At 66.9% G+C, this 13,106-nt stretch carries 8 protein-coding genes; 6 read left to right on the top strand and 2 right to left on the bottom strand.

Annotated features, from left to right (window positions below):
- Nucleotides 1-22: 22 nt before the first annotated feature.
- Both QTH87_RS23180 and QTH87_RS23185 read right to left on the bottom strand, forming a co-directional pair.
- Nucleotides 23-913: a DUF2950 domain-containing protein gene (locus QTH87_RS23180; RefSeq protein WP_286612449.1), complete on the bottom strand. Its 891-nt coding sequence runs from the start codon at nt 911-913 to the stop codon at nt 23-25.
- A 56-nt stretch (nt 914-969) separates the two neighbouring features.
- Nucleotides 970-2,460, bottom strand: coding sequence for a DUF3300 domain-containing protein (locus QTH87_RS23185; protein WP_286612450.1), 1,491 nt, complete (start codon nt 2,458-2,460; stop codon nt 970-972).
- A 323-nt stretch (nt 2,461-2,783) separates the two neighbouring features.
- On the opposite strand from QTH87_RS23185, the gene aspT reads away from it, so the two are divergent.
- The 6 genes from aspT (at nt 2,784) to QTH87_RS23215 (ending at nt 13,080) form a co-directional block, all read left to right on the top strand.
- Nucleotides 2,784-4,484 carry an aspartate-alanine antiporter gene (gene aspT / locus QTH87_RS23190; RefSeq protein WP_286612452.1) on the top strand — a complete coding sequence of 567 codons (1,701 nt, stop codon included), beginning with the start codon at nt 2,784-2,786 and terminating at the stop codon, nt 4,482-4,484.
- A gap of 76 nt (nt 4,485-4,560) precedes the next feature.
- Entirely contained in the window at nt 4,561-6,186 is a 1,626-nt protein-coding gene (locus QTH87_RS23195; RefSeq protein ID WP_286612453.1) for a bifunctional aspartate transaminase/aspartate 4-decarboxylase, read from the top strand.
- Nucleotides 6,187-6,212: 26 nt separating this feature from the next.
- Nucleotides 6,213-9,008, top strand: a complete 2,796-nt coding sequence (locus tag QTH87_RS23200; RefSeq protein WP_286612454.1) for an aminotransferase class I/II-fold pyridoxal phosphate-dependent enzyme — start codon at nt 6,213-6,215, stop codon at nt 9,006-9,008.
- 50 nt (nt 9,009-9,058) lie between these two features.
- Nucleotides 9,059-10,183 (top strand): porin, encoded by a 1,125-nt coding sequence (locus QTH87_RS23205; RefSeq protein ID WP_286612455.1) that lies wholly within the window; start codon nt 9,059-9,061, stop codon nt 10,181-10,183.
- 7 nt (nt 10,184-10,190) lie between these two features.
- Nucleotides 10,191-11,882, top strand: a complete 1,692-nt coding sequence (locus tag QTH87_RS23210; RefSeq protein ID WP_286612456.1) for an aspartate-alanine antiporter-like transporter — start codon at nt 10,191-10,193, stop codon at nt 11,880-11,882.
- The gene (locus tag QTH87_RS23215; RefSeq protein WP_286612457.1) at nt 11,863-13,080 is read left to right on the top strand and encodes a BamA/TamA family outer membrane protein; all 1,218 of its coding nucleotides are present in this window, start codon (nt 11,863-11,865) and stop codon (nt 13,078-13,080) included. Before QTH87_RS23210 ends, QTH87_RS23215 begins: the two co-directional genes overlap by 20 nt.
- Nucleotides 13,081-13,106 lie beyond the last annotated feature (26 nt).

Below are 13,106 nucleotides of genomic sequence, written 5' to 3' on the forward strand. Positions count from 1 at the left end.
CTCCGGCATCGCGCCCTGAAACTCAGGGCGCGGGCACTGCGGCCTTGCGCCAACCCGCATCGGGATCGAATCGCCTCATGGCTCGCGCCGCCGCATCGGTGCCAGGGCCCAGGTCCTTTTCATAGACCACGCCCTGGTGATTCACGATGAAGGTCATGACGCCCGTCTCGTCGTAGCGCTGGGGCCATGCGACGAGCGCGAAGCCGCTGCGCATGCGGTTGCCGATCATGTAGTCGTAGGCCCCTCCGGGTGCGTTCGGACCTTGTGCCTTGAGGATTTTGAAGAGATAGCCGTGATAGCCCTGTCCGGGTTGGGAGCCGCCATAGACCGGCCCGAGCGGACTCTGCGGCTGGCCCGGCACGTCGGGCCAGTAGAGGCCATCGTGCTTGCGGGGCGAGCTCACGATCTTCTGCGCGTACTCGGGCACCCCGTCATTGTCGTGATCGGCGCGCGCGTAGTCCCGCTGCGCGTCGTAGTAGGCCAGGGCGGCCTGCATCGCCGCGAGTTCGTTGCGGCCGATGCGCCGTGTCCGCATCAGGTCCATGCCCGAGCGCGGATCGAAGCGCCAGCCGCTGCCGCTCTTCACCAGCGGGATGGGCAGGGTCCAGTCGCCATCGCCCGCCGCCACCATTGCGCGGTCGTCACCGTCGCGCACGACGCCGTGCTTGCGCGCCCAGGCCTCGAGGTAGCCGTAGATGTCGTCCCGCTCGAACTCGCCGGCCGGCACGAAGCGCCGCCAGTCGGCCCCGAGCACATTGCGCAGCGCGCCGATGTCGTCGGTGGCGAGGGCATCGGTGAAGGCCTGTGCCGCGGCCTCCGGTGTCGGATAGACGTGCTGGGCAGAGGCCGGCGATGCGGCGAGCGCGGCCACCGCAACGGCGGTCGCGGCCAGGAGGCGAAGTGCATGGGGCATGGTCTGGTTCCCGGTGGAGGAAGATGAAGGCGAAGTCATGGCAATGCGGGCCCCGGTCAGCGGCGACCGCCGCCGCGTCCGCCGCCGCCACCCGCCCGGCCTCCACCGCCCATGCGCGCACCTCCGCCACCACTCGCCGCCCGCGCGTGGCCGCCGCCACCGGCCGATTGCCGGCTCGCTGCGCCACGGTCCATCTGCTGGTGCGTGCTCCCGCCGCCACCGGCACCGCGCAGCGCGTTGTCGCTACCGCCTCGGTTCTGCACCTGATGCGTGGATCCGCGATCGGCCTGGCCGAAGCTGCCACCGGCGCCTGCGCGGTCGCCGCCGCCGAAGTTGCCCGCACCACCGCCACGATCGGCGCGATCGCCACCACCCGGGCCGCCACCCGCGCCGCCGCGATCCCCGGCACCGAAGTTGCCACCGGCGCCACCCCGATCCCCACCCCGATCTGCGTTGGCCGCGCGCTCGCGCCCGGTGCCGTCGGCCGCGCGCTGTGCGCGATCCCGCGTCGCCGGATCGCTGCGCAGGTTCTCGCGCCCGGCGCCCGGGTCCATGCCGCGTTCCTTGAGCGACGACTGCGCCTGCTGGCGCTGCGCATCGCGCGTGCCGGCGTCGCGGCCGCGGTAGTCGCCGCGCTGGTCGGCACCGCCGATGCCGCGGTCGAACTGCTGCTGAGTGCGAGCGTCGCCGTACGGAACGCCGCGCCGATTGGCTGCGTTGTGCTGCCAGTTGCTCTGGTTGGCCGATATCTGCCGATTGGTGTTGATGCTGTTGTAGCGGTTCACGTTGACGTTGACGTTGCCGCCGCCCCAGTTGCAGTTGCCCCACAGGGCACCGACCGCGGCGACGCCGACACCGAACGCGATGCCGGTTGCCAGGGCTGAACCCGGGTACCAGCCCACCGCCGGCGGGTAGTAGTAGGGCGGGTAGGCAGGGTAGGGCCACGTGCCGTACACGACGGTGGGGTTGTAGGCCGGCACGTAGACGGTCTGCGGATTCGCCGGCTCGATCTTGATCACGGTCTGCTGCGTCTGCGGCTCCTGCTCGACCCGAACCGTCTGCTCCGGTGTCGACCGGAGGTTGCCTGCGCGCTGGGCCTGCGTGCGCAGGCGCTGCGCCGCGTCGAGCACGTCCTTCGACGAAGCCAGGAAGGCGTCGCCGAGCTTCTGCACCCAGTCGGGCTGGTCGCCCATCATCTGGATCACCTGCGGAAAGGCTACCAGCGACTGCACGCTCGGGTCCCAGTTCTGGTTCTGCACCGCCTTCACCGCGGCGTCGCCCTTCTGGTTCGGATTGGCCTTCGACCATTTCGCGGCTTCGGCGACGTCGGCCGGATAGGTCGCGGCCATCAGCACCTGGGACAGCAGCGAATCGGGATACAGCGCGATCGGCGCCATCATCTGGTCGAGCTGCTCGCGCGAGAACGTGGGCGCGGTCTGGGCGGCGGCGAGCGTGGAACAGAGCAGCGCGAGGACGGAGATCAGGGCACCTGCCCTGCGCAGCGCGAGTCGAAGAACAGCGGTGAAGTGTCGGGTTCGAGTGCTCATCTGGCAGCCTTTCACGGATCAGCATCATCGCTGCGTCGCCAGCATAGAAGGCCGCCAACCTCGCGACCATCACACCAAAGTTGGATGGCGCGGCGCCCCGGACATGATCCACTTCGATCTCCGATCACGTCCTGCCGGGGCCGCCTCGCCATCGATGAAGGGTTCCCCGCGCACGGCCGCGTGGGGATGGACCGGGACCCGGCGTCTTCGAGGATCTTGTCGCCAGGCTTGCGGGGCGAGGCGCGATCCAACCAAAGTAGGATTGGCCGCAACTGTCCTGCGCCTTAGTGTCCACGGGGTACGAACGCCACGAAGGAGACTCCATGGATTGGCTGGTGCAAACCCTGAGGCAGTACCCCGAGCTGGGTCTGTTCGCGGCCTTGGCCTTCGGCTTCTGGCTCGGGCCCAAGAAGTTCTTCGGATTCAATCTGGGAGCGGTGACCGCGACGCTCATTGCGGGCGTTGCCATCGGTCAACTGGGGCTGTCGATTCCCGGCCCGATCAAGTCGGCCTTCTTCCTGCTCTTCCTGTTCGCGGTCGGCTACGGCGTGGGGCCTCAGTTCTTCGCCGGGCTGGGCAAGGACGGGCCCAAGCAGATCGGCTTCACTCTCGTGGTGATGGTGGCCTGCCTGGTGGTGCCGGTGGTCTGCGCGGTGGTGGCCGGATTGGACGTGGGCTATGCGGTGGGCCTGTATGCCGGCTCCCAGACCATTTCGGCCTCGATCGGCGTGGCGACCGACCAGATCAACAAGTCGGGCCTGTCGGCTGACGTCGCCAAGAGCGTGCTGGGCGGCATTCCGGTCGGCTACGCAGTCACCTACATCTTCGGCACCGTGGGCTCGGCGCTGATCCTGGCCAAGCTCGGCCCCAAGATGCTCGGCATCGACCTGGTGCAGGCCTGCAAGGACTATGAAGCCCGCCTGGGCGGCGGAACCAAGGCTGCCCAGACCGGCATTCTCTCGTCGTACCACCGCTTCGGCATGCGCGGCTATGTCATCACGGAGCGCAGCGGCCTGGCCGGCAAGCGCTGCCAGGACGTCTTTCCCGGCGTGCGTGTCTTCTTCGAGCGGATCCGGCGCGGCGGTCAGATCCTCGTCGCGCAGGGCGATTCGGTGCTGCAGCTGGGCGATCAGGTGGCCATCTCGGGCGCGCGCAAGCTCCTGGTGGAGAACGTCGAGACCGTCCTGGAGGAAATCGAGGATCCCGAACTGCTGGACATGCCGGCCACCATCGTCGACGTGTTCGTCACCAGCAAGGCAATCAACGGCAAGACCATTGCCGAGCTGGCAGAGATGCCCGAGGCACGGGGCGTCTACCTGGCCAAGATCACGCGCCATCTCGTCGACATTCCGCTCCTGCCGGGAACCGAGATCCTGCGCGGGGACATCCTGCGCGTCGGCGGCAGCGTGGCCCACGTCAACGCGGTGGTGGACAAGGTGGGCTATGCCGATCGACCCACCGACCAGACCGACATCTCCTTCATGTCGGCGGGCATCCTGGTGGGCGGACTCGTCGGCGTGCTCAGCGTCACGATCGGGGGCGTGCCGATCAGCCTGTCGACCTCCGGCGGCGCCCTGCTGGCGGGCCTGTTCCTGAGCTACTACCGCACCCTCAAGCCCAAGTTCGGCCAGATCCCCACGCCCGCGCTCTGGCTCCTCAACAACCTGGGGCTCAACGTGTTCATCGCCATCGTGGGCATCAATGCCGGGCCGGATTTCATCAGTGGCCTGCAGAAGCTGGGCGTCAGCCTGTTCCTTTGGGGTGTGGTGGCCACGTCCGTGCCGCTGTTCATTGCCATGCTGGCCGGACGCTTCATCTTCAAGTTCGACCCGGCCATCCTGCTCGGTTGCTGCGCCGGCGCACGCACCACGACCGCGGCGCTGGGCATGGTCCAGGACGCCGCCAAGAGCAACATTCCGGCCCTGGGCTACGGCATGCCCTACGCCGTGGGCAACACCTTCCTGACCATCTGGGGACTGGTGATCGTCATCGCCATGATGAAGTTCGGCGCAGGCGGAAGCTGACAGCGCCATCGTTGACCCGCGTCCCGCGCCGACAGCGGCTGGACCTTTCGCAACCTTTCCAACCGAGGAGTACGCCATGGACATCATGACGCTGCGCAACTACGAAGCGCTGGGACCTTTCGAGATCAAGAACTTCCTGGCCGAGGCGGCCAGCAAGTCGGCAAAGGCCTCTGCCAAGGCCTACCTCAATGCCGGGCGCGGCAATCCGAACTGGGTGGCCACCGAGCCGCGCGAGGCCTTCTTCTCCCTTGGCCATTTCGCCGTGCAGGAGAGCAAGCGTGTGATGGACGTGCCACCGGGGATCGGCGGCATTCCACGCGTGGACGGCAGCGCCGAGCGGCTCAAGTCCTGGCTCGCCAAGTACCCGGATCTGCCCGGTACCGATTTCCTCTCGCGCATGGTGCCCTGGGCCGTGAGCAAGTTCGGCTTCAAGGCCGATGCCTTCGTGGGCGAACTGGTGGACTCGATCATCGGCGATCACTACCCCGAGCCCGACCGCATGCTGCACCACAACGAGCTGATCGTGCGCGAGTACCTGCAGTGGGCGATGGTGGGCGAGCCGCGGCCCAAGGGCGACTTCAAGCTCTACGCAGTGGAAGGCGGCACGGCCGCCATGTGCTACACCTTCAAGACGCTGAAGAACAACAGGTTGCTCAACCCGGGCGACACCATCGCCCTGGGCGTGCCGATCTTCACGCCGTACCTGGAGATGCCCCACCTGGAGGACTACGACCTGAACATCGTGCCCATCCACGCGCCGCAGGAGAACCGGTTCCAGTTCACGGACGCCGAGCTCGACAAGCTTCTCGACCCGAAGATCAAGGCCTTCTTCGTCGTCAACCCCGGCAATCCTTCGGCCATGGCGATCTCCGACGAGGTGATCGCCAGGATCGGCCAGATCCTGGAAAAGCGCCCCGACCTGCTGCTGCTCACCGACGACGTGTACGGCACCTTCGTGCCGGGCTTCCGCTCGCTGCTTGGCGCCTATCCGCGCAACACGATCGGCGTCTACTCGTACAGCAAGTACTTCGGCTGCACCGGCTGGCGCCTGGGCGTGATCGCCGTGCACGAGGACAACGTCTTCGACGAACGCATCGCCGCCCACGATGCCGCCACGCTGGCAAAACTGGACAAGCGCTACGGCACGCTCACGCCGAACCCGCGTGAGATCAGGTTCATCGACCGCATCGTGGCCGACAGCCGCGACGTGGCGCTCAACCACACGGCGGGCTTGTCGCTGCCGCAGCAGGTGATGATGTCCCTGTTCTCGCTGTACGAGCTGAGGGACCAGGAAAAGGCCTACCAGCAGGCGTGCATGGCGATCTGCCACCGCCGCGCGATGGCGACGCTCAACGGCCTGGGCATCGAGGTGCAGCCCAACCCCAAGTTCGACTACTACTACGGCCTGATCGACCTCGAGTTCTGGCTGCGCAAGTACGGCAGCGAAGAGCTGGTGAAGTGGGTGAAGGCCAATGTGCATCCCCTGGACATCGTGTTCCGCCTGGCCGAAGACCACGGCATCGTGATGCTCAACGGTGGCGGCTTCGAGGCCCCGGACTGGTCCGCGCGCATCTCGTTCGCCAATCTCGACGAGGATGTCTACGAGCACATAGGCCGCGCGATGCGTGCGGTGGCGCGCAACTACGTCGAGGCGTTCCAGCGCACGCCCGAAGGAGCCGGCTCCAAGAGCATGAAGAGCTGACCATTGCGCGGACGCACAGGAGACGCATGGTGAACCAGGAGACTTCCAACGGCATCGCCAAAGGCGGCGACCGCGACTTCAGCGATTTCCTCGGCGCGACCGAGGCCCGGCGCGACCGCTGGAGCCAGTTGCAGGTGGTGGCACAGTCGCAGCTGCGAGGCGGCGGCGGCAACCCGCAGCTGGCCGCACAGATCGAGGCGCTGCTCACCCAGCTCGAGCCGCTGGAGGGCTTCTGGGCCTTTCCGGGGCTGCAACGCATGCGGCGGCTGCGCCAGCTTCAGGCCGAGGGCGACCTGGCGGCCTTCGTGACGGCGGTGCATCGCATCAAGCTGGCGATCTTCTCGGGCTCCTACCGGCGCGACGCCGCCGCCTGGAACATCGACGAGGAGGCCGAAGGCGATGTCGGCGAACGCATCCCGCCCGGCCTGGTGGCCGACCGCGTGAGCCGCCCGTACTTCGAGGTGCTCACGGTGTCGCTGGAGGCCACGCGCGATGCGAATGTGCAGCGCGAGGTGCGCAAGCTGCGCCGCCCCGAGGACGGCTTTACCTACGAGCTGGTGCAGAGCTTCAGCTTCGAGGATGCGGTCGTCGCCACGATCGTCAATGGCAACCTGCAGGCCGTGGTGATCTACGACGGTTTCCAGTTCCGGTCGAAGCATGAGATGCCGGCGGTGCGCGAACTGGTCCGTCGCTTCGGCCACATCCGGGACGACGGCCTGCAGCATGACAACGGCCTGCTCCTGGCCGGGGCGATCAAGCGCATCCGCCCCGAGCTGGACATCTACCTGGTGACCGAGCGCAACGTCGAAGCGGTTGCCACGAGTGCGCAGGCCACTGCCGTGCGGCGGGTGTTCTACGAGGTCGAAGAGCTCATGGAGATCCACCTGAGCATCCTTGCCGGCGTCGCCGAGCGCTATCGCACGCCATTCTTCGACAACCTCAAGAAGTACGCGGCGCGGCCTGTCGGCACCTTCCACGCCCTGCCGCTTGCGCGTGGCAAATCCATCTTCAAGTCCAACTGGATCCGCGACATGGGCCAGTTCTACGGCGCCAACCTGTTCCTCGCGGAATCCTCGGCCACCTCGGGCGGGCTCGACAGCCTGCTGGATCCCACCGGGAACATCAAGGAGGCGCAGGACATGACCGCACGCGCCTTCGGTGCGGATCGAGCCTTCTTCGCCACCAACGGGACTTCCACCTCCAACAAGATCGTGGTGCAGGCGCTGTGCCGTCCCGGCGACATCGTGCTGATCGACCGCAACTGCCACAAGTCGCACCACTACGGGCTGGTGCTGGCCGGTGCGCAACCGCTCTATCTGGAAGCCTTTCCGATGGTTGCCTACTCGATGTACGGAGCGGTGCCGTTGCGCAGCATCAAGCAGGCGCTGCTGGCGCTCAAGTCGGAAGGCAAGCTCGAGCGCGCGCGGCTGGTCGACCTGACCAACTGCACCTTCGACGGCCACATGTACAACTGTCGCCGGGTGATGGAGGAGTGCCTGGCGATCAAGCCCGACCTGATCTTCCTGTGGGATGAAGCCTGGTTTGCATTTGCCCGCTTCTCGCCCTTCCACCGGCGCCGTACCGGCATCGGCGCGGCGCATCTGCTCGAGGACAGCCTGCTCTCACCCGAGTACCGGCAGGCCTACGAGCAGTGGAAGGAGAGCATGGGCGGCAAGGTGGGTGACGATCTGGATCCGGCGGACGTGTCGCTTCTGGACAAGCGCCTCATGCCCGATCCCGACCGTGCACGCATCCGCGTCTACCAGACGAACTCCACCCACAAGTCCATGTCGGCGCTGCGCCAGGGATCGATGATCCTGGTGCGGGACCAGGATTTCGGTCAGGTGCACGAGCAGTTCCACGAGGCCTTCTATACCCACACCTCGACATCGCCCAACCAGCAGATCATCGCGTCGCTGGACATCGCCCGGCGGCAGATGGAGCTGGAAGGCTACGAACTGGTGATGGAGGCCATCACGCTGGCGCTGGACCTGCGTCGGCAGGTGAACAGCCATTCGCTGATCTCCCGGTTCTTCCACATCCTCTCGCCCGGCGAGATGGTGCCTCGCGAGTTCCGCGCCTCGGGCATCGAGGACTACGGCGCGCCGCACGCACCCTGGAACGAGGTGCTGCAGGCCTGGGACGACGACGAGTTCGCCCTGGACCCGACCCGTCTGACCCTGGTCACCGGCCGCGCCGGCTATGACGGAACCGAGTTCAAGAACCTGCTGGCTGCGCGCTACGACGTGCAGATCAACAAGACCTCGCGCAACTCGATCCTGGTGCAGACGAACATCAACAACACGCGCAGCGACGTGGCCCACCTGCTGAAGGTGCTGGCCGACATCTCTCGCGAGGTCGACCAGCGTCTTCTGGAGGGCGGAAAGGCCGCGCGCGCTGCGTTCGACGCGCGGGTCAAGGCGCTGATGGACGACGTCCCCGATCTGCCCAACTTCAGTCATTTCCACGAGGCCTTCCGCGACGACGCCAGGAGCGCCACGACCGAAGGCCACATGCGCGAGGCCTTCTACACCGCCTACCGCGAAGCCGATTGCGAGCATGTGAAGCTGGGCGATTCCGCGATCGACGAGCGGCTGAAGAACGGGCCGCCGCTGGTGGCCGCCAACTTCGTCATCCCCTATCCGCCGGGCTTCCCGATCATGGTGCCGGGCCAGGTGATCGCGGCCGACACCATCCAGTTCATGCGAAAGCTGGACGTGAAGGAGATCCATGGCTACGAAGCAGCCCATGGGCTGAAGCTGCTCAGGCCTTCGGCCCTGGCCCCGAAGCGCAAGCGAAGCGAAACCCGGCCGGATCGGTGACGTCCGATGGCAGCCATGAACATCCCCGCAATGGTTCGAAGAGGTGTGGCATGAGGATCGTCGCGAAAGCCGCAGCTTCCGGCACGCTCGTTCTTGCGGCCGTGGGGGCTGCCGCGCAAAGCCCTCAGGTCGCCAAGCCGGTCTCGGCCGATTCGGTCACGTTCTTCGGCATCGTCGACCTCGCGCTGAGCTACGGCACCGGCAGCATCGCCAGCCTGACCCAGCTGGCGAGCGGGCGCAGTTCGACATCCCGCTGGGGTGTGCGCGGCTACGAGGATCTGGGCGGCGGGCTTGCCGCGGGCTTCTGGCTCGAAGGCCAGATCAACGCGGACACCGGCGGCACCGGCACCAGCAATTTCAACAACCAGCCCGACGGCACGATCAACGCGCTCTTCGGCCGGCGCTCCACCGTGAGCCTGATCGATCTGTGGGGTGAACTGCGGCTGGGCCGGGACTTCACTTCGCTGTTCCGCAATCGGGATGACGTCGACCCCTTCTCGACCACCGGCGTGGGCGCCAACCTGGCCGACGTCCTCTCGATCGACGGGCCCACGGCCACACGGGCCTCGAACATGGTGGGCTACTTCCTGCCGCCGAGCCTCGGGGGCTTCTTCGGCGAGGCTCAGTACTTCATGGGCGAGAACACCAACGTGAGCGGCCTGCCCAACGTGAACGGCCTGCTCAACGTGAACGCCGACGACGGTGATGGCTACGCGGGACGGGTCGGCTGGGCGTCCGGCGGCTTAGCCGTGGCCGTGGCAGGAAGCCGCACCCGCTTTGCACGGACCGTCACCAGCGGCGACATCGACGCCTACAGCATCGCGGCGTCCTACGACTTCCAGGTCGTGAAGCTCAGTGCAGGCTACTACCACGACGAGGTCAAGCAATTGCTGCCCTTGACCGCCACCGGCTACCTGGTCGGAGCCGTCGTTCCGCTCGGTCTCACCCAGTTCAAGATGTCGTACTCGTCTTACGGCACCGATGCCGCAGGCGACCCTCGCGCCGACAAGATCGCCGCCGGCGTGGTCTACAGCTTCTCCAAGCGGACGTCCGCCTACGGCACCTATGCCTACCTGCGAAATCGCGGCGGCGCCTCCTACACGCTCAACGGCTCCATCACCGCGCCGGACAGCCATTCGTCCGGCTTCGACATCGGCTTGAAGCACAGCTTCTAGGCAAGCGATGAACTGGCTGGCCCCCGTCTTCGAGCGCTACGCGGAAATCCCTGTCTTCCTGGCGATCGGCCTGGGCTACTGGATCGGCAAGTTCAAGATCGGCGGCGTCGGTTTCGGTCCGGTCACGGGATCGCTGCTGGCAGGCGTGCTGATCGGCAACTTCTGGCATGTCCCGGTGTCCGATACCGCCAAGTCGCTGGTGTTCCTGCTCTTCATGTACGGCATCGGCTTCTCGGCCGGGCCGGGCTTCGTGCGCGGCGTGCGCGACGGCGGCTGGCGCTGGGTCGCGTTGGCAGTGTGGATTCCCGTGATGGGTCTGCTCACCAGCTATGCGCTCGCGGTGCTGCTGAAACTGGAACTGGGCTATGCCGCAGGCCTCATGTCGGGCGCGCTGACCGAGTCTCCGATCATCGGCACGGCCAGCGAGGCCATTCGTTCCCTGCCGTTGGCCGAGACCGAGAAGCAACGCCTGATCGCGCAGATACCCGTGGCGGATGCGCTGACCTACGTCTTCGGCACCTTTGGCGTCATCTTCTTCTGCTCGTACCTGGGGCCGCGACTGCTTCGCATCGACCTGAAGGCCGAGGCCCTCGCACTGGAAAAGGAAATGGGCTTCGAGCGACACGACCCGGGCATTGCGTCGGCCTGGCACATGTTCGAGCTGCGCGCCTATGAACTGCACGGTGGCTCCGCGGTGGCCGGCAAGACCATCGAGCAGGTGGAATCGCTGGTGTCGGACGAGCGGATCTTCGTCGAGCGCATCCGGCGCGACGGCCTGATCCTCGAGGCATCGCCCGACCTGGTCCTGAAGCAGGGCGACGTGGTGGCCGTGATCGGCCATCACGCCTCGCTGGTCCGCGCAGTGGGCGAGCGCAACCGCGAAGTCTTCGATCGCGAGTTGCTGGATGTTCCCTCCGCCACCTTCGACGTCGTGCTGCGCGACCGCAACATGGCGGGACGGCCGCTGCAGCATCTGCGCGACGCCTCGCCGCAGGTGCGGGGCGTCTTCCTGAAGGCGGTGCGCCGTGGCAGCGAGCAGATTCCCGTGATGCCCGGCACTCGGTTGATGGTGGGCGATGTCGTCACGCTGCATGGGCTGGAGCCCGCCGTGCGCCGTGCCTGCCCGCTGATCGGCGAGCTGCTGCCGCCCGGGAACCCCACGAGCTACCTGGCGCTGGGCCTGGCGATCTTCGCCGGTGCCTTGCTGGGCGTCGTGCTCTCCTTTCCGGCCGGCGGTGTCCATGTGGCACTGGGCTCGAGCGTGGCAACCCTGCTGGTGGGCCTTGCGATGGGATGGCGCAACTCGGTACGGCCGACGTTCGGAGCGCTGTCGGAGGAGTCTGCCGACCTCATGAAGTCGATCGGGCTGGCCGCCTTCGTCGCGATGATCGGCCTGAAGGCCGGACCGGTGTTCGTGCAGGCGATCAAGGAGATCGGCCTGACCGTGTTCCTGGCCGGCATCGTCGTGACCTTGGTGCCTCAGTTCACCGGCCTGCTGTTCGGCCGCTACGTGCTCCGGCTCAATCCCTTGCTGCTGCTCGGCGCGCTGGCCGGCGCGCAGACCATGACGGCCGGGCTGGCCGCGGTGCAGGAGCGGTCGAACAGCCCGGTGGCGGTCATCGGCTATTCCAGCACCGTGGCGTTCGGCCACGTCCTGCTTTCGATCGGTGGGACCGTCCTTGTCTGGATGCTGGCCTGAAGCGCAGCAGGGAGGAGCCCTGAATCGTCCTCGTCCTTTCACGTCACTTGCGCTGCTGCTGTGCTTCGCATTTGTCGCCGGCACATCGGCGCTTGCGCAGGATGGCGGGGCCGAGGGTCAGGCCGCTCCCGAGGCACGGCCGCGCATCCGATCGGCCGACGACGGCTGGCTGGACATCAGCGAGTTCCTTGACCAGTCCTATGGCTTCGTGCCGCTCGCGATTCCCATCACGGAACCGACCATCGGGCTCGGAGCGGTCGGCGCCCTGACCTTCATCGACAAGCCCAGGGAGGACGCTGCGGCGGGCTTCGGCCGGCCCAATGTCACGGTGGTCGGCGCACTCGGCACGGACAACGGCACCAAGGGAGCCTTCGCCGGCGACATGCGCCACTGGCTCGACGACCGGGTGAAGACGCTGGCCGGTGTCATGCGCGCCTCGGTGAACCTGGACTTCTACGGCATCGGCCACGACGCTGCGCTGCAGGATCATCCGCGCTCGTACAACCTCAAGACCACTGCCCTGGTGCTGCAGGGGCGCTATCGCATCGCGGAGTCGCCGGTGTGGGTCGGGCTGGGCTACGCGCTCGCCTCGACCTCCGTCAGTTTCAACGGGCTCGAGGAGCCACAGGTGCAGCCGGCGTTCCAGCGCGATTCGAGGGTCGGCGGTCTGTTGCCGACCCTCAGTTTCGATTCGCGGGACAACATGTTCACGCCGAACCGGGGCAGCTATCTGGAGCTGTCCGCGGGTCTGTTCAGCGAGGCGCTGGGCGGCGACAGCGCCTTTCAGCGCGTCAACCTCGCGGCCATCCACTACCACCCGCTCGCACGCGACCTGACCCTCGGCGTCATGGGCAGTTCGGTGCTGAGCTTCGGCGACGTGCCGTTCTATCTGCGGCCATTCATCAGCCTGCGTGGCGTGCCGGTCATGCGCTATCAAGGCGATTTCGCGGCCCAGGTGGAAGCCGAACTGCGCTGGCAGTTCTGGGAGCGGTTCAGCCTCGTCGGCTTTGCCGGCGCCGGCGGCACCCGCAACCAGGACCGGAGCAATCGTGCATCGCAGAACGTGACGACGGGCGGCTTCGGCCTGCGCTACGAGATCGCCCGGAAGTACGGGCTCCACATGGGCCTGGACGTCGCCTACGGTCCCACCGGCCCGGTCTACTACGTGCAGTTCGGCAGTGCCTGGATGCGGCCATAGCGCACTGCCGCCGGACGAGCTCTAAT

The organism is Variovorax jilinensis (assembly GCF_030316885.1).
Classification (GTDB): domain Bacteria; phylum Pseudomonadota; class Gammaproteobacteria; order Burkholderiales; family Burkholderiaceae_C; genus Variovorax; species Variovorax jilinensis.